Source organism: Solidesulfovibrio carbinolicus (genome assembly GCF_004135975.1).
GTDB classification, from domain to species: Bacteria; Desulfobacterota; Desulfovibrionia; order Desulfovibrionales; family Desulfovibrionaceae; genus Solidesulfovibrio; species Solidesulfovibrio carbinolicus.
In genome coordinates this window covers 929,737-951,947 of the sequence record NZ_CP026538.1, presented here as the reverse complement: position 1 = coordinate 951,947, position 22,211 = coordinate 929,737, and the positions used below count along the sequence as shown (strand labels likewise).

Here is a 22,211-nt window from a genome sequence, read left to right as displayed (position 1 = left end):
AACCGACGCCAACGGAGCGACGCCATGGGACATCTCGACGTGGACCGGATCAGTGAAGTGCTGCGCGACATGCTGGAAACCCTCAAAGGCAAGTCCCGGGACTCCCTGGGACTCATGGCCCGGGAAGAAACGGCCTGCCCCGACGCCGTGGACCGGGCGGCGGCCGAGTCCGACCGCCACATGGCGCTGATCATGGGCGAGCGCGACCGCCAGCTCATCAGCGAAATCCATGAAGCCCTGGCCCGGGTCAAGGACGGGGAATACGGCATCTGCCAGGAGTGCGGCGAGGAGATCGGCCTGGCCCGGCTTCGCGTCCAGCCCACGGCCACCCTGTGCGTCCACTGCAAGTCGCTGCTCGAAGACATGGGCCGGCCCTACATGCAGGGCGGGCGGGCCGACTCCGCGTTTCTCGAAGAATAGGCCGGCCTTTGCCGGCCGCTTCATTTCCGGCCGGGGAGCGTAAGGCGGGCCAGCCCGCCGCCGTCCGGGCCGCGTTCCAAGGTGAGCGCGCCGCCCATCTCTTCGGCCCGCCGCCGGGCGATGGTCAGCCCCATGCCCACGCCCACGGCCTTGGTGGTGAAAAAGGGGTCAAAAGCGTAGGGCAGCACGTCGTCGGCCGGCCCGGGGCCGTTGTCGGCAACCGTCAGCCTTACGTTTTCGCCCTGGCGGGCGCAGGCCAGGGTCACCCGCGCCCCGCCTTGCGGGGCGGCTTCCAGGGCATTGGCGCATAGCGCCGCCAGAATGGCGGTCAGCATGGCCGCGTCGGCCCGGACGTGCCCATCCGGCCCGTCCAGGCCCGCCGTTTCCAGCCGGCCCGCGCCGCCCGTAGCCGCCAGGGCCTCGGCAAAGGCCTGGTCGGCCAGCCCGGCCAGGTCGCACGGGGCCATGACCGGCTCCTCCCGCCGGGCATAGTCCGCAACCGCCCGCACCACGGCTTCCAGCCGCCTGGCCCCGTCCAGGATCATGGACAACGCCTCGGCCTCGGGATCGCCCTCCCCTTTGCCACGCAACAGCCGGCCCGTGAAGCCGCCGATGACCATGAGCGGATTACGGATCTGGTGGGCCACGGCCAGGGAAAACCGGATCAGTCCCTCGATGCGTTCCTTCTGGGCGGCCTGGACGCCAAGGAGCCGGTCGCGGTCGCGTTCGTGGAGACGGTAGATTTCAGTGACGTCGGTGATCTCGATGAGGATGCCGAAGATTTTCTCGTTTTCAAGCAGAAGCGACCCCGACAGGCGATAGCGCCGCAACTGGCCGTCGGGATGGGTGTAGGCGATGGACAGCGGCTCGGGCTTTTGGCCGTGCTTGATGGCCGCGGCCAGGAACCGGGCCAGTTGCCGGGGCGCGTCGGCCCGGGCAATGAGGGCGGCCGAACGGGCCGGATCGGCCAGTTCGCGGCGGCTGACCCCGAGCAGCCGGCAGGCGGCTTCGTTGGCGGCGTAGACCAGCCCCCGGATGTTGCAGATGACCACGCCGGCCGAGAAACTCTCCAGGAGGTCGTGGAAATAGGTCGAGTGGGCAAAGGTGAGCATGGCGGCCCCGGCTGGCAAGGGTGGAACGTGCCCCCACCATGGCCCGGCGGCGTTACGGCCGTATGACGCGTCCCCACCGACGCTTTTGTCGCCCGCAGCCACGCTTTTGTCGGCCCGGTTCACCCTGGCGGCGACAACAGACCGACAATCTTGACAAAACAAAATGGACCGGTATTTGCTATTTCCCGGGCATGGACACCATCGACACCCGCTACGGTCCCCTGCCCATCGAAGGCCTCGTGGAACGCCGCCCGGACGGCGGCGCGCGCGCGGCCTTTCTCGCCGCCCCGGCCTCCCTGGCCACCTCCCTCGGCCGACTCGTGCCCCAGCACACCATCGACGACGCCCGGCGCATGACCAAGCCGCCCGTCACCTTCCACGACAACGGCCATCTCCGAAGCCTGCCGCTGGAAACCCGCACCGTGGTGGAAACCCCGGCCGGGCCGCTGCCGGCGGAACTGGTCACCTTCCATGACAACGGGGCCGTGGCCCGGGTGTTCCCCCTAAACGGCAAGCTCTCCGGCTACTGGACCGAGGCCGACGAGGCCGGGCTGGCCGAAGTCATTCCCCTGGCCACGCCCGTGGGGAGGCTTAGCGCCAAATGGCTGGCCGTAGCCTTCGACCCCGAGGGCCGCCTGCGAAGCCTGACCCTGTGGCCCGGCGAGGAACTGCTCGTGCCCACCCCCTGCGGCCAGTTGCCCGTTCGCCTGGGGCTCAGTTTCCATCCAGGCGGTGCCTTGCGTTCTGTCGAACCGGCCCGGCCCGTGGAAGCGCCGACCCCGGTCGGCCCGGTCTGGGCCTTTGATCCCGACGCCGTGGGCATCGCTGGCGACGACAACTCCCTGGCCTTCACCCCGGACGGGGAAACCGCCCGTCTGGCCACGGTGCGCACGGCCGTGGCGGTGCGCCTGCCCGACGGCTCGCGCCGTGAGCTCGCCCCCAAGGTGCGCGACAGCATCTGCGGCGACGGCGACCACGAACTCACCCCCCTGGTCCTGACCTTCTCCCCGGACGCCGTGACCGCCGCCCACGGCTGCGCCAAACCCTTCGCGGTCATTGCCAAAGCCGGCGCCCTCTTCACGGCCCGGCCCTTTGTCTCGGCCTTTGCCGTGTCCTTTGTTCCTAAACAATGTTCCATGTAGACCGGTTTTCCTTGACGAGACCCCCTTTGCGACTGATATAAGAGACCATCAAGAACCGACGCTCCCGGTCGCCGCTGTTGGACGGCCGGGCTGGCGCGCTGGCCCTTGCTTCCATCCGGGCGTGCACGGCCCCTTGCCGTCACGCCGTGGAGTGCAGTCGGGCCTGACACAGTGTCCGGCCAAAATGCCGCGACACGTAACAAGGAGGTCTTTCGTGGGTCGTACCGCATGTGTCTTGCTGGCTGTTTTTGCTTTGCTTTTTGCAAGCGTGGAGCTGGGCCTGGCCAAACGGCTGGGCGGCGGCGGTTCCATGGGCAACCGGCAGTCCTTCAGCACGTCCACCACCCCCCGGCCCGATGCGGGTTCCCCTTCAGGCAGTTTTTCCTCGCAGCAGGCCCGACCCAATCCCACGGCGGCCGCTCCCGGCGGCGGCATGTTCTCGCGCCCGGGCCTCGGCGGGATGCTCGGCGGCTTGCTTGTCGGCGGCCTGGTCGGCTCCATGCTTTTTGGCGGCGGCCATGGCTGGGGCGGTCCCAGCCTGATCGACATGCTGCTGATCGGCGGCGGGTTGTTCCTGCTTTTCCGGTTCATGCGCTCGCGCCGCGCGGCCACCGCCCAGGGGCCGGACTACGGCCAGCCCATGTCCCGCACTTACGAAGCCGAACCCCAGGCCCAGGCCAAGCAAGCGGCGGCCGGCGGCTGGAGCAACCTCGGCGCGGCGGACCAGCCGGCCGCGCCCGCCGGATCGGACCTGCCGCCGGGCTTTGACGCCGCCGACTTCCTGGCCGGAGCCAAGGCCCTGTTTGCCCGGATGCAGCAGTCCTGGAGCAAGCGCGATCTGGCCGACATCGAGGCCTTTGCCACCCCGGCGTTCATGGCCGACGTGCGCAAGCAGGCCGCCGAGGACCCGACTCCGTCGCCCACCGACGTGCTTCTGGTTGACGCCAAGCTCCTGGAAGTGCGCAGCCAAAACGGCGCAACCATCGCCTCGGCCTACTTCGACGTGCTCATGCGCGAAGACCCCAAGGCCGGGCAGCCCGAACAGGTGCGCGAAGTCTGGCACTTCACGCGCAAGGAAACCGTGCCCGGCGACGCCTGGAAGCTCGACGCCATCCAGCAACTGGACGCTTAGCCTTCCGGAGCCGTCCCCGGCTCAAGCCACCCTCCTCTTGTCCCGGACAAGCCGGCGGGCCGCCCTGGACGAAACCCGCCCCTGCGTCTTGCCAGACGCCAAACGGCCCGGCCCTCATCAGGAGGGCCGGGCCGTTTGCCATCGGCGGATTCACGAGAAAACACAATGGACGGCCATGTTTCCCCCTGGGCCAAGGCGTCCCCGGGAGCGCCTGCCCTCCGGCCTGCCCTTCCAGCTCTCTAGGCAATCCTGTTTTGGCCCTTTTCCCAAGCCTCCATGACCCGGCCGATGGCCTGCTTGAGGGTGTCGTATTCCAGGGGCTTGACCAGGCATTCGTTCATGCCGGCGGCCAGGAAATCATCGCATTGGCTGTTCATGGAATAGGCCGTGGTCGCCACAATGGGCATATCCGGCCGGCCGCCCCAGCCTTCCCGGACGGCCTTGGCCACTTCCACCCCGTTCATGACCGGCATCTGCACATCGAGCAGCACGATGTCGAAGGGCTGGGCGTCAAGCAGGAGCAGCGCCTCGCGGCCATTTTGCGCCACCGTGACCTGATGTCCAAGCTTGTTCAACATGCCGACGGCGACCATGCGGTTGATGGCGTCGTCCTCCGCCAGCAGGATGCGATACCGCCGGGGCGGGGCGCCCTCGGCTGTGGCGAGGGGAGGGCTGGTTTCCTTGGAAACCGGGCGGGTCACCGGCACGCTGAGATAGACAGTCGTGCCCTCGCCCTCGGCCGATTCCAGGCATATGGCCCCGCCCATGAGGCAGACCAGCCGGTTGACGATGGAAAGCCCCAGCCCGGTCCCGGCATATTGCTTCTTGTACGAGCTGTCGCCCTGGGTGAACGGTTGGAATATCTCGGGCATAAGCTCCGCCGAGATGCCCTTGCCCGTGTCGGTTATGGTCGCCGCCAGCGTCGCCCTGTCGGGGAAGACCGGCGAGCGGGCGTAGGTGAGGGTTAGCCGGACCTCGCCGTCTTGGGTGAACTTCACGGCGTTGCCGACGAGATTGAACAGCACTTGGCGGATTTTCGGGGCGTCGCCCGTCACCAGCTCGGGCACGCCGTCGTCTGCGGAAAAGTGCATCGTCACGTTCTTGGCCTTGGCCATCCCTTGGAAAAGCAACACCGGCTCCTGCAGCAATTCGACGGGCGAAAACGGCTCCTGGACCATGACCGTGCGCCCGGCTTCAATGCGGGAAATATCCAGAATATTGTTGAGGAGCTGCAAGAGGCGTTCGGAGCTGTCGTAAGCGAGCTTGATGAAGTCGTTGCGTTCTTTTTCGCAGCCCGTCAGCTTCAGGAGTTGGAGCATGCCCATGACGCCGTTGAGGGGCGTGCGGATTTCGTGGCTCATGTTGGCCAAGAATTCGCTCTTGGCCCTGGCGGCGGCCTCCGCCGCCTCCTTGGCGCTGGCCAGGGCGGCCGTGGCCTTGACCCGTTCGGTGACGTTCTCGTGGGCCACCACGGCCCGGGCCGGCCCCTGCCCGGGAAAACGCGTGACGCGCACCTGGAACCACCGCTTCTCGGTGGGCGAGTGGCAGGGATACTCCAGGCTGAAAAACGGCAACCGGCCGGCCAGGACCTCACGGATGGCCTGGGCGATCCGCCCGGCCGTGTCGGCCTCGTCGCCGGTCGCCCCTTGGCAGGCGAGGAAATAGTTGGCGCCCTCGCTCACCGCGCCCGGCGTGCAGGAGGCGTGGTCGGCAAAGGCGCGCCAGGCGGAGTTGACGGCCAGGATGTCCCCGGCCTCGTCCACGATGGCGATGTGGGCGGAAAGTCCGTCGAGGGTGCCCCGGGCGAAGCGCTCGGATTCCATCAGGGCTTCCTCAGCCTTGCGGCGGGCCGAGATATCGCTGACGGCGAGAAAAAGCTGGGGCACCGGCTCCGGTTTTTCCCGACCGGCCGGCTGTTCATGGACGCAGGCCTCCAGCAGCACGGGTTTGTCGATGCCCCCGTGGACATGCAGGACCGTCTCCACCTTCTTGCCCTCGGGGCTTTTGAAAAGCGCCCGGTAGCGGGCCACGAAAACGGGCAACGCCTGCGGGGCGAGGCACTCGAAAAACGGCCGTCCCACGGGTTTGCGGCCCTTCCAGCCGATCATGTCCAGAAACGTGTGGTTGACTTCCTGGATCATCGCGTCCTTGTCCAGGACCACGTAGCCGACCGGGGCCTTGTGGAAGAGGATGGAGAAACGCTCCAGGGCCAGGGCCAGTTCCAGCTGGGAACGCTGGAGTTCCTCGTTTTGAAGCTCCAGTTCGATCTGGTGGACCTGGAGTTCATGGATGACGGCCTGGTTCTCTTCCGGGGAAAGCGTCTGGCCGGCGATGCCGTGCTTTTGCAGCAACTGTTCGGCGCGTTCCCGGAGTCCCTGGGCGGCGGGAAGTTTGTCGGAAGTCATCTGACGTTACCCCTGTGCGGTATAGGCGGTTTCCGGGCGGTTTGGGCGTTGGGCCGTCGCGCGAGCCGTTTCAGGGCTGTTTGTCCTGGCTGTCCGGCTTGGCCGGGGCTGATGCTTGGGGCGTTTCGACGGCGGCCGCCGCGTCGCCTGGGAGCGCGCCCCCCCTGCCCAGGCGTTCCTCGGCGGCTTTCAGCACGGTGATGTTTTCGTGCACCAACAGCACCCTTCGGCCCTTGGGCGTGTCAAAGGGCTGGATGCGGACCAGAAACCAGCGTTGCCGGCCTTCCTCATGGCAGGGGTACTCGATCGCCGCAGGCTCGTCGCGGCCGTCCAGGGCCGCCCGCACGGCCTGGGCCGTACGCAGCGCTTCCTCGTGGCACGGGGGGGTGGCCGCCTCGCAGATACGCAGATAATTGGCTCCCACAGCGTCGGCCGGCAGGCGCAGGCCGTTGTCGCGGCCAAAGGTCCGCCAGGCCGCGTTGACGTATTCGATCACGCCGTCCTGGTCCAAAATGACCAGGTGGGCCGGCAGGGCGTCGATGACGCTGCGCAGATAGGTCTGAGACAGGCGCAGGGCGTCGCGGACGGTGACGAGGTCGGTGACGTCGAGCACCATGCCCATGGAGATCGTGGCTTGTCCGGCTTCGTTGCGCGTCTCCACGGATTTCTCCTGGACGATGCGCACCTCGCCTCCCGGCCGCACGATGCGGTGGACGACCTCGTAGGGGACGCCGTCCCGCAGGGCGCGCTGGTAGGTCTTATCGACGGTTTCCCGGTCCTCGGGGTGCACCAGTTCCATGAAGGTCTCGTAGGTAGGAGAGAACGTCTCCGGATCGGTGCCGAAAATGCGGTGGACTTCGGCCGACCAATCCAGGCGTCTGGTCCCAAGGTCCAGCTGCCAACTGCCGACGCGGGCCATTTCCTGGGTCTTGATCAGGAGTTCCTGATGCATGGCCAGGGCGTCCCGGCTTTGCTTGAGCGGTCCGGTGTCCATGAAGGTGATGAGCATCCCGGACGAGGTCGAGGACCCGATGGCGTAAGGCAGCACGCGCATGAGGTAGCATTCGCCTTCAAGGGTGCAGGCTTCCTGGGACACGGGTTGCCCTTGACGCTCCACCTGGTGCAGCGCCTCCATGACGTCCACCCCGTGCAGCCGGTGGGTCAGATGGGAGATGGGGCGCCCGACGTCGCTTTGCAGGATGCGGAAGATGTTGGCTGCAGCCGGGGTGAATTTCCGAATTTCCAGATTCTCGTCCAGAAACACCGTGGCGATCTGGGTGGCGGAGATGAGGTTGTCCAGGTCGTTGGTCATCTCGGTGAGTTCCAATATCTTGTTTTGGTACTCCGCGTTGACCGTGTGCAGTTCCTCGTTGACCGACTGGAGCTCCTCGTTGGTGCTTTGCAGCTCCTCGTTGCTGGCCAGGAGCTCCTCATTGGTGGCCTGGAGTTCCTCGTTGGAGGTTTCCAGCTCCTCGATGGTGGCCTGCAGGTTTTCCTTGGTGAATTGGAGGTCCTGTTCCAGATCGAGAATACGCTGTTCGGCTTCGCGGCTGATGTCGAGTACCTGGGCCGCGCCGGGCTGGGCTTCCGACTTGCTGGGCGCGGACTCCTGGAGGATGACCGCGGCCAGCGGCAACTGCCCTTTTTTCTCGGCCAGGGGCCGGATGCGCATGACGATGGTCCTGACCCCGTCGCGGGCAGGAAGGCGGATGTTGGCGTAGCTGATTTCCTGGCCCGAATGGAAGACCTTCTGCAGGCCCGTGGCCAGGGGGATGGCCAGCTCTTTGACCGCCATGCGGGTGATGTCGTTGCTCTGCTTGCCCGACGGCAGGCGCAGGAGCCCCTCGGATTCGCCCACCAGATGCAACAGCTCGTGGTGTTCGTTGACCACGGCCACCAGGGGCACGTAATCCCCGGCCAGGGATTGGAGGAGCCTGTCCTGGATGCGTTCCTCCTCGCGCTGGCCCAGGGCGTACTCGTTGCGGAAAAACCGCGAGGCGTACTGACGCGAAAGTCGGTCCCCCGTGCCTTGGAACAGCGGTTTTTCAACGGGGTGACGACGTTTGCCGCGCGAGCGGAAAATCTTGAACCGGTGATGCAGGGGTTCGAAGTACTCCCCCATTTCCCCCGGCGTCTCGCTGGTGCCAAGCAGCAGCAGGCCCTGGGGATTGAGGGAGAAATTCATGAACTCCAAGACCTTTTGCTGCAGCACCGGCTGCAGGTAGATGAGCATGTTGCGGCAGCTCAGCATATCGATGTTGGTGAAGGGCGGGTCCTTGGTCAGGTTGTGCTGGGCAAACACCACCATCTCCCGGAGATGGCGATTCACCTGATAGTGGTCGTCGCGGCGCACAAAATGCTTGGCCAACATGCCCGGCGGCAGGTCGGCGGCGATGGATTCGGCGTAAAGGCCGTTGCCCGCATGGAGGATGGCGTCCCGGTCGATGTCGGTGGCGAAGATTTTCACCGAAAGCGGCCGGTCCAGGCGCTCGATGCACTCCAGAGCCAGGATGCCCAGGGTGTAGGCCTCTTCCCCGGTGGAACAGCCCGCCACCCAGAAACGGACCTCGCGCTGTTCGCTGGCCTTGAGCAGGGCGGGCAGATAGACGTTGCCGAGCTCCGTGAAGACGTCGCGGTCGCGAAAGAAGCTGGTCACGCCGATGAGCAGTTCCCGGTACAGGGTCGTGACCTCGCCCGGGCTCGACTCCAGCAGGCGGACATATTCGCGCAGGTTGGCGGTCTGGCAGACGGTGATGCGCCGTTCGATGCGCCGCAGCACGGTGCTGGGCTTGTAGTAGGTGAAGTCCACCTTGGTCTGCTCGCGCAGCAAGGCGAAGATGCGGGTCAGGCCGTCCTCGTCGGACAGCAGGGCCTGGGGATGGCCGGGGGCGGAGGTGAAGGGGTGTTTGGCGAAGGAGATGAGCTTGCCGGGCATGGCGTCGGCGGCAAGGATCATGTCGGCCAGCCCCGTGGCGATGGCGGCGCGGGGCATGCCGTCGAACTTGGCCGAATCCTCGCTTTGCACCATGATCATGCCGCCGGCCTCCTTGATGGCCCGGATGCCGCGAACCCCGTCGCTGCCAGTGCCCGAGAGGATGATGCCGATGGCCTTGTCCCCCTGGTCCTCGGCCAGGGAACGGAAGAAGATGTCGATGGGCAAATTGATGCCCTTGGCGTGGTCGATGTCGCTTAAAAGGAGTTTGCCGTGGAAGATGGTGAGCTGCTTCCTGGGCGGAATGAGGTAGACGGTGTTGGCCGTAACGGCCATGCCTTCCTCGGCGCGGCGCACGTTCATGGCCGTGCGCTTGGACAGCAACTCCACCATGAGGCTTTTATAATCCGGTGAAAGATGCTGGATGACGATAAACGCCATATCGCTGTCCACCGCCATTTGGGAAAAAAACGCGTCCAGGGCTTCGAGCCCGCCGGCAGATGCGCCTATCCCTACGTAATACTTTGGTTCTCTGTCAGCGGTATCCATAAACTCCCCAGCGTACATCGCGTTGCAAAACGGCCGGCCACAACGCCGCGTACGCGGCCCTGGCCTGCCGGCCGCCTGTCACGGCTCGGCCACTGTCTCCAATATACTTTGAAGCCAGCGACATGCAAGCGCAGGCCACCACGAGAACGGCCCAAGGCAAGCCGTTCTACAAATAATGTACCGCCGTATTGGTTTGTCATGCCCGAAAAATATTAGACTCAATAACTGTTGCATTTTTTCAATAAACGACGCCTGCCCGCGCGACATCGCCAGCCGCGCCGCGGACAACAGCGCTGCCGATCTCCGCCAACGCCCGCACCTGGCCTTGCACCAACGGCAGAAACCAGCTGTCCGTGGTCACCTGCAATTTCGTCTTCACAGAAGGCATCGCCTTGACCCTCCGGCCGTCGTGGACGGCGGCTACCCCTGCGTCACGAGCCCGGCCGCGTCTGGGCCTCCACGAAGAGTTGGAACACCACCAGACACAGACTCATGGACACCGGACCGTAAATCAGCCCCAGGGGGCCAAAGAGCAACACGCCGCCGACGATGGCCACGAAAATCAGCAGCAGCGGCAACTGCGCGCCCTCGCGGATGAAAAACGGACGCACCAAGTTGTCCACCGTGCTCACCACCACAAGCCACCACAGCGTCAAAAAAATCGCCTTGCCCATCGCGCCAAGGGACAACAAATAGACAATGGCCGGCACATGAATAAGCGTCGTGCCCACCACCGGGATCAACGACGCCAGCAAGGCCACGAAGCCCCAGAACAAGGGATCGATGCCCACCAGCCACAAGCCGAGCATGGTGGCCAGTCCCTGGGACAACCCGGCGGCCGCGCCGCCGACCAGAATCGAACGGGTCACGGTCTTGAGCCGTTCCGTGAGCTCCTGCTCCTGGCTGCGCCGCAACGGCGACAACAGCCGCAAGCCCCGCACCACCTGGTCGGCCTGGGCCAGGAAATAAAACAAAAACAGCACCAGCATCACCGTCTGGGCGGCAAAGCCGGCCATCTGGCCGGCCAACCCGCGCCCCATGGCCAACAGTTGCCGCCCGGCCGCGCCGGCCGCGCCAAGCAGGCTGCCCTTGAGGCCCTGGGAATCAATGGGAATCATGTCCAGCAGCCCCTGCACCCAGTCGGGCAGGGCCACGGCCTGGAGCCGGTCCAGGAGATTGGCCACGCCCCCCTCGCTCCACCACTGCACGCCCTCGACCAGCAGCGCCCCGGCCTTGCTGGTCAAGACGGCCGCCAGGACGGCCGCGGGCAAAACGATGAAAACCAGGGTGGCCGCCGTCAACAGGGCCGCGGTCAGATAGCGGGAACCCTTGAGCGCGGCCTCCATGCGCCGCCGTAGCGGCGAAAGCAAAATCGCCAGGATGGCGGCCAGGATGACGGCATGGCGAAACGGCCATAAAAGCCCTCCCACCGTGGCCACCGCCGCCAGAAAAACCAGCAGCAAAAATGGGCGGTAATACCGCGCATGAAGCGGGCCGTGCTCGTCGCCGTCCGCATCAGCCGGGTCGGCCGGCAACGCCGGCTGCGGTCGCTCCGCAACGGCGGGCGAGGGGGAAAGGCGTTCGTCTTGTTTGGGCATAATCCTCTTCCTGGTTGCCGTGTCCGCCGCTGCGGGCGTCTTCAGGATGTTTCCAGTTCCAGGTCGAAATCCGTCAAGATGGACGCGTCGCCCAGGGGCTTGCCTCGGACGTAATTGTAGACGTTGCGCGCATGGACGTTTTGCATAAACATGGGCCGGGTCTCGATCTGGGCCACCGGAGCCTTGTCGTAGATGGCCGGATGGTCCACCCAGAAAACCGTATGCGGCGGGCGGTTGCGTTCAAGCAGGCTCACGAAGGCGTTGGTGGCGTCAAAAAAGTCGTAGATCGTGCCGTCCTTGTATTGCAGGCCGTTGGGGAAGTTGATGTAGAGTTCGCCCTGGGGCAGGCGGCCGCCGGCCTCCAGGTCCGTCACGACCTTGTGCAGCCGGGCCACGAAGTGGCGTGACAGGGCGTCGTCGTTGTCCAGGCGCGTGGTCAAAAGCCACGGCGCGTCCGGGAAGGCCTCGGCCACGGCCTGGCGCGCCCGGGGCAGGACCGTTTCGAACGCGCCGCAGTAGACCGGCCGGAAGTTGGCGTAGCCTTCCAAAGCGGCGATCAGCCGGCGAAACGGCGGCGGCGTGGCCTCGTCAAAGAGCACGAACCACAGAAAATCCTGGCAGGTCTGCCCCCGCACCGAGGGCAGGCAGAAACGGCGGAAAAGCTCGAAACGCTCGACCAGCCAGGTGGAGCCGAGGCGGAAATCGTAGGCGATCGCGTTGATGTGCACGTTAAAGCGCGTGATGATGGCATGGGCAAAGGGCATGACGGCTCCTTGGGGCGGCCTGGCCGCCTGGCCAAGGCGATGATGCCCGCCGCCGCAAGCGGCGTCAAACAGCGCCGGCCGCCCCCTCAAACGCCCTTGTCGCCAAACGTCCCGGCCGCGGTTTTGCACAGGTCTGTCCTGCCCAGACAACGCATCATCGGTTTCGATTGGCCGCCGCAAGAGTTCCTTGGCCTCCTCGGTGCGGGTTTCGGTTTTCCTGCACCCTACAGCGTTCGTCCGTTGACAGGACTCCCTGGTTTTGAAAATACAGGTGAACCATTTCGATGCAGATGATCATTTTCAGACCGTGTTCACCTACAACTGAAGAAGCTTTCAAACCGCAGAAAACTCGGGGAGACGCCATGCACTTGCTGAAAAAAATCTGTCTATTGCTGTCACTGTTTCTGCTTGTTGGCTGCGGAAAATCCATGCAACAAGCTCGCGACCTGGCGGCTCCCAACATGTATCAGGATGCGACTTACGAAAATGCGGCCCAAGCAGGGCCGAGCGTCATTGTCGTCGGCGGCACGCTCACCTCCAAGACCTACGAGTTCCTATCCCAGATAAAGGCGGACAATTTGCGGGAGTACGGCGAACTGGAACTGGGCAAGGCAAACTTCAAAGTCATGGAGAAAAACTCGCTTTCCAATATTTACCAGGAAATTTCCATTGCCGCCAACCTCGGCGACGGCTCCGTGGCCAAACGCTTCAGCAAGCACAAGATCACCCCGCCCCAGTGGTTCGTGGTCTTCGACATCGCCGACGTCTCGGCCCAGACGCTGAATTTCAGCTACACCGACAAGAATTCGGCCATGTTCGCCGGCGCGCTCATGGGCAGTTTCCTGGGCAGCGCCTCGCTTGGCCAGGGCGTCATCGGCTCCATCAACAACGCCAAGGAGCAACGCGCCTGGAACGTCACCCTGCGCTACCGCATCCTCGACGGCGTGTCCGGGCGGCAGCTCCACGAAGGCCAGTTCACCGAACAAGCCACCATCAACCGCGAACTGACCGGGTTTCTCGGCGTGGACGCGGCCCAGGCCGGCGGCCTGACCCTGGGCACCGTGACCCAGCGCCTGGTGCAAAGAGCCGTGGCCGACATCGACAAGCAGCACAAGCTCGCCGCCGCCGCCGAGCCCGAGCCCTCGCCCAAGGCCAAGGGCGGCAAACCGGCCAAGCCCGAACGCGCCGGCAAACGCGCCGCCGTCGAGGACGCGCCCGCCCCGGCCGCGCCCGAGGTGGCCTGCGCCCAGCAGGCCGTGGGCGGCTTCGTGTGCCAGATGCCGGTGGCCTGGTCCACGGGCGCGCCGCCCCGGGCCGTGGAAGTGGCCGTGGCCGAGAAACCGGAACTGGGCCGGCTCCTGGAAGCCAGCAAACGCAACGGCGGCAAGCAGGGCTTTATCGACTCCGTGGTGGCCTTTGACATCCTGCGCACGGCCGGCCCCCTGGTCACCCTGACCGAACCGCAGTCCCCCCTGTCGGGCATGGGTAAGACCCTGGCCCTGACCGGCGAGGGCGTCGAAGGGCGCATTTTCGTGCTGCAAGGGGCGGCAGGCAAATTTTCGGCCGACAAGCTGGCCGAGGCCATCCTCGGGCACATGCGCAACGCCGTGGTCGTGGAACCCCTGGGCGTTGAGGCCGTGGCCGCCAAGGACGGCCAGCGCAATATCGGAGTCTTCAAATACATCAAGGTGGAGCGGCGCAAGGAACTCCAGGAAAAGCCCGATTACGACCGCGACAAAAAGGACGAGTACAAGATCACCTCGATCCCCCACTACCACAACATGGCCATGGCCGTGGTCCCCAAGGGCAACGATCTGCTGCTCGTCATCGTCATCGCGCCTGAGGAGAAATTCCTGCCCCACCTCGAAGGCGTCAAAAAGCTCGTGGCCTCGGCGGCGTAAGGCTGGCAGAGAAAGACATGCCGGCGGCCGGGGGGGGCCGCCGGCCCCCCTGATCGGGGAGCGGCGTTTTGCCGGCGGCAGGGAAGACCCTGCCGCCGGCAAAACGCCGCTCCCAAGTCAAGGGTTCAGGAAGGATGTCGGGGCGATCGGACCAATCCGATAAAGGTTTTGCCAAAAAAAGGGGGGAGGTCCTCCCCACAAACGCGTATGCTCAAAAATCTCACTATCGTCCTGTTTCGCCCGAAATTCTCCGAAAACGTCGGAGCCGCCGCCCGAGCCTGCGCCAACATGGGCGTGGGCCGGCTCGTGCTGGTCGATCCCCCGGCGTTTGACCTGGAGCGCGCCAAGCCCATGGCCACCAGCAAGGGCGGGCTGGTGCTGGAAAGAATGGAAATATGCGGCACATTGGCCGAGGCCGTGGCCGGGGCCGAAGCCGTCTACGGCACAACAGCCAGGCTCGGCGGCTGGCGCAAAAGCGTGCTGACGCCGGGCCAGGCCGCCGGCGGCGCGGTCAAAACGCTGCAAGGCGGCGGCGGCGTGGCCGTGGTTTTCGGCCCCGAGGACGCCGGCCTGTCCAACCAGGAAACCCAGCTGTGCTCCCGGCTGGTCAACATCCCCACCGCCGACGAGGCCACGTCGCTGAACCTGGCCCAGGCCGTGCTCGTGGTGTGCTACGAGATCTTCAAGGCGTCCAAGGGATTGGAAGAAGAGGTCGATCAGCCTTCGCCGTCCCGGGCAGCCACCCATGCCGAACGCGAGTCGCTTTTCGCGGCCCTGCGCGAATCCCTGCTGGCCATCGATTTTTTGAAGGCCGACAACCCGGACTACTGGATGCTGCCGGTACGCCGCTTCATCGACCGGGTGGGCCTTAAACGCCACGAGTTCAACCTGCTCATGGGCGTGTGCCGCCAGATCAAATGGGCCCTGGGGCCGGGCCGGGACAAGCCCCGGGCCGACTGACGCCGGCCCCATGGACAGGGGCCGGGCAAATCCGTATCAGGGCGGATATGCCCATGAAAAGCATTCTGGTTGCCGTCTGGCTGCTGCTGGCCGTCCCGGCCGGGGCTTTTGCCGCCGTCCCGGCGGTTTCCGGCGACTCCGACCAATCCTGGAGTCTGGTCCTCGAAGCCCTGGACCGCCAGGACAAGATCGTGCGCGGCCGGCTGGCCGCCTTCAACGCCCGCCGGGCCGCCGAGGCCGCCAGCTTCGCGGCCGAGCAGGAACGCCTCCTGCGCGACCGGGCTAGGCTCGCCCTGTGGCAGGCCACGGCCACGGACCCCTGGGAGATACGGACCGTGCTGGCCGGCATCGCCCGCCTGCGCCAGGACGTTGACCACCTGGCCCAACGGCCCCAGCAAACCTGGGCCTCCCTGGAACAGAACGTCGCCCTGCTCGAATCGTATCGCGGCAAGCTGGCCGAAATCACCCGCCACGAAATCCCCGAGCGTTTTCGCGACGCCCTGGCCCCGATCCAGGAATCCATCGCCGAGCTCAGTCAGCAAGTCCTCGCCCTGCGCGACGGCCTGGCCGCCGAAACCGCCCCCCTGCGCGACCTGAGCGAGCAGCTCGACGCCGCCGAAAACGAACTTCAGACCGCCCTGGCCCCGGCCTGGAAGACCTATTACACCGACGCCAACCCGACGATTTTTTCCTCCTCCTATCCGCGCTACGTCGAAGAGGATGTGGAGGACTGGAAGCTCTGGGCCGGCCTGTGTCTGGAGCTTCTGGACACCCCGGGGATGCCGGCCGCGCTCCTGCACGGCGCGGCCATGGGCCTTTTGGCCGCCGTCCTGGTGTTCGGCGCGTTTCTGGCCGTGCGGCGCTACGCCGGCCAGCACGGCTTGTCGGCCACGGGCCGGCAGTATGTGACCCGGGGCGGGGCCTGCGCCGCCGGCGGGGCGTTTTTCATGGTGCTGGCCCAGTATGCGCCGTTTTTCCTTTTCACCCAGCTTATTTCCGTGGGCGAGATCCTCTACGCCGCCGCCTTGGTCTGCCTCTCGCGTCTGGCCCTGCGCGACCGGGACCTGCGCCGGCCGGCCGTGTTGTGGCCCACCTGGCGGCTTTTCGCCCTGGGGCTGATGCTGGAGGCCGGCCGCTACCCCGAGACCCTCACCGGCCCGATCATGGCCGTGGTGCTGCTTCTCTCCGCCCGGGCCTTCTGGCGGCGCTGCCGGGATACGCCCAAGGACATGCCCCTGGAACGGGCCATTCCCCGCATCCTGGCCCTGGCCCTGCCGCCCCTGGCCGTCTGCTCCCTGCTGGGTCTGCCCCAGACGGCCATCCTGTGCGCCTCGGGGCTTTTCTACGTGGCCCTGGCCCTGCGCAGCGCCGCCCTGCTGACCCGGTTTCTCGGCATCCTGGAAATGCGCCACAGCCATGGCCGGCCGCCCATCTATCTCGGCATTCTCACCGGCGCGGGCTTTCCCTTCTTTTTCATGGCCAGCCTGTTTTTGTTCCTGTGGCTGCTCTCCAACCAGTACGGCGGCGAAAACGTGTTCCTGGAAGTCCTCAACACCGAGGCCCGGATCGAATCCGTGGGCATCAGCCTGCAAAAGCTCGTGCTGTTGCTGCTGGGCTTCTACGTGGCCCGGGCCGCCATCGCCCTGTCGGCGGCCTTTGTCGCCGAAATCGCCGGCCGGCGGCGGGCCGTGGAGCGCGGGGCCAAGGCCACGCTTTTGACCATCAACACGTATCTGTGGTGGGGACTCTATCTCGTCTTCGCCCTGTCGGTGCTGGGGCTGTCGCTGACCAGCATCGCCGTGGTGGCCGGCGGCCTGTCGGTGGGCATCGGCTTTGGCCTGCAAACCACGGTCAACAACTTCGTCAGCGGCCTGATCCTGCTCTTTGGCCGTTCCATCCAGGCCGGAGACACCATCCAGATCGGCGAGGGCGAGGGCGTGGTCAAGGAGGTCAACATCCGCAACACCGAGGTGCTCACCCGGGAAAACGCCACGGTGTTCGTGCCCAATTCCGAGCTGGTGTCCGGGCGCATCGTCAACTGGAGCCACAAGGACCCGACCGTGCGCCGCGACGTCAACATCGGCGTGGCCTACGGCTCGGACACGGACAAAGTGCGCGAGCTGCTTCTGGCCGCCGCCGGGCAGTGTCCGGCCGTGCTGCAAAATCCCCCGCCCGCCGTGCTCCACTGGGACTTCGGGGCCAGCACCCTGGACTTCAAGCTGCGGGTCTGGCTGGCCGACGTCAACAGCGCCGTCAGCTCCCTGTCCACGATCCGCACGGCCATCGACCGGCTGTTCCGGGAAGCCGGCATCGAGATCGCCTTTCCCCAGGCCGACCTGCATCTGCGCACGGCCCCGGCCCTGGAGAATCTCGCCGCGCCCCACTTCGCCGAGACCGCCCGGCTGCTGGCCGCCGTAAACGAGCGCTTAAGCGCCCTGGAACAACGCCTGGCCGGCCGCCCGGCCCGGACGGGCGACGAACCCGACAAAGGAACCACGCCATGACCCAAGACGAAGCCCCCCAGCCGGCCAAGGTCTATTTCGCCGACCTGCGCGCCCGGGCCGCCGGCCGCAACCGCACCGCCAAGATCCAGAAACTCTTCGAGGCCGCCGGCTTTGGCGACGTGGTCCAGAAAGGCGACCTCACGGCCATAAAGCTCCACTTCGGCGAGCGCGGCTGCGACACCCACATCAGCCCCACCTACGCCCGGGCCGTGGTGGAGCTGGTCAAGGCCCAAGGCGGGCGGCCCTTTGTCACCGACACCAACACCCTCTATTCCGGCAGCCGCCACAACGCCGTGGACCATCTGCTCACGGCCGTGGAACACGGCTTCGACTACGCCGTGCTCGGCGCGCCGGTCATCATCGCCGACGGCCTGGACAGCACCAACGTCCTGGAAGTGCCCATTAGCGGCAAGCATTTCCAGAAGGTCAAGATCGCCGGCGACATCGTGCGGGCCGACTCCCTGCTGGTTCTGTCCCACTTCAAGGGCCACGAGCTGGCCGGATTTGGCGGCGCGGTCAAAAACCTGGCCATGGGCTGCGCCCCCCGGGCCGGCAAGCAGGACCAGCATTGCGTACGGTTTGTGGTGGAACCCAAGAAGTGCATCGGCTGCGCCGAGTGCGTGGCCGTCTGCCCGGTGGGCGCAGCCGCAATGAAAGGGAAAAAGGCGGTCATCGACAAGGCGGCCTGCATCGGCTGCGGCGAATGCCTGACCGTGTGCCCCAAAAAGGCCATGAGCATCGACTGGGGCACCGAGATCGTGCCCTTCATGGAGCGCATGGTGGAATACGCCCTGGGCGCGGTGACCGGCAAAACCGGCCGGGTGGGCTATGTCAACTTCCTGGTCAACGTCACCCCGGACTGCGACTGCGTGCCCTGGTCCGACGCGCCCATAGTGCCGGACATCGGCTTTCTGGCCTCGTCCGATCCGGTGGCCCTGGACAAGGCCTGCCTGGATCTGGTCAACGAGCAGGCGGCCTGTCCCGAGTGCAAGCTCGAACACGGCATCCACTCGGGCGAGGACAAGTTCACCGCCCTGTGGCAGTGGACGCGCGGCGACATGACCTTTGTCCACGGCGCGGCCGTGGGCCTGGGCCGGCCGGAATACGAACTGGTGCGCGTCTAGTGTGGCGTTCCTGACAAAATACGATAGTATTTGCTAAGAAAAAGATCATAATTTGAGCACATTGCCGACGGAATGCCCTCTGCGCTTTCGTGGACGCGACACCAGCCTCGCGGCGTTTGCAGGATGCGGCGGGTTACTTCAAGAAAAAGGGCGTGCCCGGACGCACTGGCAAGCGGACTGCAAAACAAACGGAGCCGACGGTCTCAGCCGAAGGCTCCGTTTCGTTTATATGAAGCTCGAAGGTCTTGCAGGACTATTTTATTGCTCGGCGCTTCAAGCGCCCCATCGAGGATGGCGTAGCCGATGCCGGCGTCGGTGAGCTTTTGCAACCGGACCTGGCGGTATTCGGCCACGGTCCTGTCGCCGGGAAACGCGTCGCTCCAGGCCTGGCCAAAAGGCAATGGCGTGATCGCGTCCATGAAAATCACGACGCGAATCCCGTCCACCCTCCAGATCGCCTCCTGAAGTTCGTTGGCTGTCATGCACCTTCCTCTCGGAAGGAGATATACATAAACTGATCTACCGTATCAATGGAATTTTTCCCCACGAAACGCCGACGACAAGAACACCTTATTTTTTGATCTGCCGGCTGGATTTGATGCAGCCGCCCGTGGCCGAGGCCACTTTGCGCTGCATGTCCTCGGGCATGGCCCCATGGGTCAGGATGTGGCTGACGGTCTGGGAATTGAGCAAGGCGGACGTCTGCTGGGCGGCGCAGCGGCAAATGGCCGCCACCTGGGCCTTGGAATAGCCCTGCCGCGTGAACTCCGCCTCTTTTTTGAGACAGTCCTGTTCGATGCTGCCCTGCATGGCCCGGCGCATTTCCGGGGTCACGGCCACCCCGCCGGCCGCCCGGGCCGGCTCGGCCTGAGACGCCGTCAACAGGGCCAACGCCGCCGCCAGCATCATGGCGCGCGTCTTCATGCCCGCTCCTCCTCTCGCGTTCCTCCTGGCGTCCACGGGCGGCGGAACCGCCCCGGAGCCGGGAACGGCCCCGCCGCCCGACTTCGGACGGGCGACGGGGCGCGGCCGCTACTTGCTCATGTTGGGATGGTGGACGTCGCCGTCCATCTCGATGGTGTGGCAGACGTCGCAGCGCTTGCCCGAGGCCACCACCCCGGGCGCGCCCACATATTGCATAGGCGCTATGTTGTTGACGTCAAGCCCGTAGTCGTTGACCGCGACATAGGTCGCATGGGGCGGTCCGTGGCAGGCGGCGCAGGGGATGTTGCCGGTGTCCTCGGTGCGGTTGCGGAAAAGCCCGGCCGCGTCCTTGGTCCAGGTGTTAAAGGCCGAGGCGTCCTTGGCCGGACGGGTGAAGTCCTTGTGGCAGGTCAGGCAATCGGGCAGCTGGGTCCAGGCGGCCCGGGGCTGGACAGCGGCGCTTGTCGCCACGAGCCTTGGGGCCAGGGGGGCCAGCAGGCGCGACGCGGCGGCCTTGCCGGCGGCTTTTTCGAAGTTCAGAAGCGAGATGGCGTGGTCTTCCATATAGCCGTGGCAACGCGGGCAGCCGATGCCGGCGGCGGCATGGTTGTCGCGCTGGGCCTGGGTGACGCCGGTCGGCGCGGTCGGATGGCAGCGGTTGCAGGCCTCCTCGCCAAGCCCGGTCATGTACGACGCGTGAAAGCCGTGGACAGCGGCGGACAAGGACAGCAGCTCCTTGCGTCCGGCCAGGCCGGCGGCGCCCGGTCCGGCGTCGGGATGGCAGCCGAAGCAGGCCACGGGAGAGCCTGAGGCGGCCTGGGCGGCCAGGGTGGTGCCGTTTCGCTTGTCGTGGACGGCCAGGATCGCTGCGGCCGTGGGCTTGGCGACGCCGGTTTCGCCCCCCTCGCGCCAGTCCCCGCCATGGCAGGTCTTGCAGCCCATTTCCGTGGACACGGCCAGGGGGACCTTGGTTTCGGCCACGGTCGCGCCCGAGGCGTCGGCGGCCGTCACCGTGAAGACCGGATAGGGGTTCACCTTGCCCGAGGCCCCGTAGGGCGAGACCGGGATGCCGGCGGCGGCGAAAAGCTTGCCCGAAGCGGCCAGGGTCCCGTCCGGGGACAGGCCCGTGACCGAGACATTGGGCGCGAGTTCCTTGCCCACAAGCGCCTTGGCGTATTTCCAAAAGTCCAGCCGGCCGGCCGGGTCCTTGGCTCCGTCCGGGGCGGCGTAGCGCACGGTCAGGCCCTCGGTGGCCGCTTCCGGCAGCACGTCGCGCTTGACCACCACGGCTCGCAAGCCATTGCCCGGCACGGCCAGGGAAAACGAGCCGTCGCAGCCGGCCATGGCCACCACGCCGAGTTCGCCAACGGCCAGCACCAGGTGGGTGGCCTTTTCCGGGTCAAAGGCCGGGATGGCCACCTCGGCCGGGGTCACCTCGGCCGGCGTGTCCTTGGCCGGGGGCATCTTATTGATGTCCTGGGCGATGTAGGCAGCCAGGGCGGCCCGCTCGGCCGGGCTGCCGAGGAATGGCGGCATGTGGGTGAACAGCTTGCCCTGGCCCGTGAGGTAGGCTTCCAGGCCCACGGCCCCCACATGGCGGGTGAACTTGCGGATGTCGCGCACCGGCCCGTCGATGCTGTGGCAGCTCAGGCACTGAAGCGTATAGAGGTCCGCGCCGGCGGCGAGCGTGTTGTCCGGGGTGGCCTCATGGGCCCCGGCCCACTTGGCCCGGGGCAGGATGGGCGCTTCGTAGGGCGCGGCCTGGCTCGGGCGAATGTCCGTGGACCAGAGCATCCCTTCGATGAGCCAGGGCTTGCGGGCGGCCTCGCGCATGGTTTCGAAGGCCCCGACGATGCCAAGCCCGACCAGCAGCAGACACACGGCCAACACCCGGCGAAGGGCCAGCGGCAGCCGGGAAACCAGGGCCAACGAGCCCACGGCCACGGCCAGCAGCATGGCCGGCCAGGCGGCCCGGTAGGCGGCCATCTCGCTGGCCCGGCGCAGGAAGAAGTCGCGCACGGACTCGGGCAGCACGTCGACGTACCACCAGCCGGACACCAGCAGCACCGGCGCGGCGGCCACGGCCCAGCGGCTTGAGGCCCGCAGCATGGTCTCCCGGGCCTCCTCGTCGCCGATGCCCAGGGCCGTGGCAAAGCCGAACAGTCCGGCCAGCATCAACCCCAAAGCGAAACGCAGCACCAAAGACGGCCAGAAGGTCGGATTGAAAAAGCCGTCCCAGAAATCGCGGGTGGCCGGCCAGTCGCCCGGGGTGAGCATGAAGCCGATAATGCCGTTAATGGTGAACAGCGACAGGAAGGCAAAGGCGAAATAGAGCCAGCCGACCAGCATGTGGCGCTTGGGGTCCAGCCGGTCATAGCCGTAGTAGTAAATCAGAAGCGCCCCGATCTCGCCGGCGAAAAAGGCCCATTCGGCCGCCCAGCCCCAGGCGAAGGAACGCACCAGGATAAGCGTGGCCTGGGGGGAGAGTAGCGAGATCGTCAGCCAAATGCCGACCCCGGACAGGCCGCCGAAAACCATGGTGAGCAGCAGGAAAAACCGGGTGTGGCGATGCAGGTAGGTCAGCAGCGGCCGCGAGCCGGTCCGCCGGGCCATGGCTTCGGTGAGGACCAGAAACAGCCCGCCGCCCACGGCGAAATGGGCCACGTACACATGCAACACGGCGATAAGAATGATCCAGAAGCCGCCGCCGAAGGCTCCGAGTTGCCAGACGGGAAAATCCATGT

The 22,211-nt window shown here is 66.0% G+C and carries 16 protein-coding genes; 7 read left to right on the top strand and 9 right to left on the bottom strand.

Annotated features, from left to right (window positions below; all coding sequences use genetic code 11):
• Nucleotides 1-24: 24 nt before the first annotated feature.
• Complete coding sequence (locus C3Y92_RS04215; protein WP_129349783.1) at nucleotides 25-420, top strand: TraR/DksA family transcriptional regulator; 396 nt, start codon at nucleotides 25-27, stop codon at nucleotides 418-420.
• Between the two features lie 20 nt (nucleotides 421-440).
• Here the strand turns inward: C3Y92_RS04215 and C3Y92_RS04210 are convergent, their stop codons facing one another.
• Nucleotides 441-1,532, bottom strand: coding sequence for a two-component system sensor histidine kinase NtrB (locus C3Y92_RS04210; RefSeq protein ID WP_129349781.1), 1,092 nt, complete (start codon nucleotides 1,530-1,532; stop codon nucleotides 441-443).
• 191 nt (nucleotides 1,533-1,723) lie between these two features.
• On the opposite strand from C3Y92_RS04210, the gene C3Y92_RS04205 reads away from it, so the two are divergent.
• Together C3Y92_RS04205 and C3Y92_RS04200 are read left to right on the top strand one after the other, a co-directional pair.
• Complete coding sequence (locus C3Y92_RS04205) at nucleotides 1,724-2,674, top strand: hypothetical protein (RefSeq protein WP_129349779.1); 951 nt, start codon at nucleotides 1,724-1,726, stop codon at nucleotides 2,672-2,674.
• A 214-nt stretch (nucleotides 2,675-2,888) separates the two neighbouring features.
• The gene (locus C3Y92_RS04200) at nucleotides 2,889-3,806 is read left to right on the top strand and encodes a Tim44 domain-containing protein (protein ID WP_235669611.1); all 918 of its coding nucleotides are present in this window, start codon (nucleotides 2,889-2,891) and stop codon (nucleotides 3,804-3,806) included.
• Nucleotides 3,807-4,045: 239 nt separating this feature from the next.
• On the opposite strand, the gene C3Y92_RS04195 is transcribed toward C3Y92_RS04200, so the two are convergent.
• The 5 genes from C3Y92_RS04195 to C3Y92_RS04180 all read right to left on the bottom strand — a co-directional run bounded on the left by C3Y92_RS04195 (nucleotide 4,046) and on the right by C3Y92_RS04180 (nucleotide 12,054).
• Nucleotides 4,046-6,211 carry a PAS domain-containing hybrid sensor histidine kinase/response regulator gene (locus tag C3Y92_RS04195; RefSeq protein WP_129349775.1) on the bottom strand — a complete coding sequence of 722 codons (2,166 nt, stop codon included), beginning with the start codon at nucleotides 6,209-6,211 and terminating at the stop codon, nucleotides 4,046-4,048.
• A gap of 70 nt (nucleotides 6,212-6,281) precedes the next feature.
• Nucleotides 6,282-9,692, bottom strand: a complete 3,411-nt coding sequence (locus C3Y92_RS04190) for a chemotaxis protein CheB (protein WP_235669610.1) — start codon at nucleotides 9,690-9,692, stop codon at nucleotides 6,282-6,284.
• 238 nt (nucleotides 9,693-9,930) lie between these two features.
• On the bottom strand, nucleotides 9,931-10,071 hold the full coding sequence (locus C3Y92_RS21080; RefSeq protein WP_165352062.1) for a hypothetical protein: 141 nt from the start codon (nucleotides 10,069-10,071) through the stop codon (nucleotides 9,931-9,933).
• A 52-nt stretch (nucleotides 10,072-10,123) separates the two neighbouring features.
• Nucleotides 10,124-11,290 carry an AI-2E family transporter gene (locus C3Y92_RS04185; RefSeq protein ID WP_129349771.1) on the bottom strand — a complete coding sequence of 389 codons (1,167 nt, stop codon included), beginning with the start codon at nucleotides 11,288-11,290 and terminating at the stop codon, nucleotides 10,124-10,126.
• Nucleotides 11,291-11,331: 41 nt separating this feature from the next.
• A complete protein-coding gene (locus C3Y92_RS04180; protein WP_129349769.1) occupies nucleotides 11,332-12,054 on the bottom strand; it encodes a glycosyltransferase in 723 nt (240 codons plus the stop codon).
• Nucleotides 12,055-12,482: 428 nt separating this feature from the next.
• On the opposite strand from C3Y92_RS04180, the gene C3Y92_RS04175 reads away from it, so the two are divergent.
• The 4 genes from C3Y92_RS04175 to C3Y92_RS04160 all read left to right on the top strand — a co-directional run bounded on the left by C3Y92_RS04175 (nucleotide 12,483) and on the right by C3Y92_RS04160 (nucleotide 18,543).
• Nucleotides 12,483-13,955 carry a hypothetical protein gene (locus C3Y92_RS04175; protein ID WP_235669609.1) on the top strand — a complete coding sequence of 491 codons (1,473 nt, stop codon included), beginning with the start codon at nucleotides 12,483-12,485 and terminating at the stop codon, nucleotides 13,953-13,955.
• A 207-nt stretch (nucleotides 13,956-14,162) separates the two neighbouring features.
• Nucleotides 14,163-14,915 (top strand): RNA methyltransferase, encoded by a 753-nt coding sequence (locus tag C3Y92_RS04170; protein ID WP_129349765.1) that lies wholly within the window; start codon nucleotides 14,163-14,165, stop codon nucleotides 14,913-14,915.
• Nucleotides 14,916-14,968: 53 nt separating this feature from the next.
• Nucleotides 14,969-17,419 carry a mechanosensitive ion channel domain-containing protein gene (locus C3Y92_RS04165; protein WP_235669608.1) on the top strand — a complete coding sequence of 817 codons (2,451 nt, stop codon included), beginning with the start codon at nucleotides 14,969-14,971 and terminating at the stop codon, nucleotides 17,417-17,419.
• A complete protein-coding gene (locus C3Y92_RS04160) occupies nucleotides 17,416-18,543 on the top strand; it encodes a DUF362 domain-containing protein (protein ID WP_129349761.1) in 1,128 nt (375 codons plus the stop codon). Before C3Y92_RS04165 ends, C3Y92_RS04160 begins: the two co-directional genes overlap by 4 nt.
• Before the next feature lie 203 nt (nucleotides 18,544-18,746).
• Here C3Y92_RS04160 and C3Y92_RS04155 read toward each other — a convergent pair whose 3' ends face one another.
• From C3Y92_RS04155 to C3Y92_RS04145, 3 genes are all read right to left on the bottom strand, one after another.
• Entirely contained in the window at nucleotides 18,747-19,025 is a 279-nt protein-coding gene (locus C3Y92_RS04155; RefSeq protein WP_129349759.1) for a hypothetical protein, read from the bottom strand.
• 88 nt (nucleotides 19,026-19,113) lie between these two features.
• A complete protein-coding gene (locus C3Y92_RS04150) occupies nucleotides 19,114-19,467 on the bottom strand; it encodes a hypothetical protein (RefSeq protein ID WP_129349757.1) in 354 nt (117 codons plus the stop codon).
• Nucleotides 19,468-19,575: 108 nt separating this feature from the next.
• Complete coding sequence (locus tag C3Y92_RS04145; protein WP_129349755.1) at nucleotides 19,576-22,209, bottom strand: cytochrome ubiquinol oxidase subunit I; 2,634 nt, start codon at nucleotides 22,207-22,209, stop codon at nucleotides 19,576-19,578.
• Nucleotides 22,210-22,211: the final 2 nt, after the last annotated feature.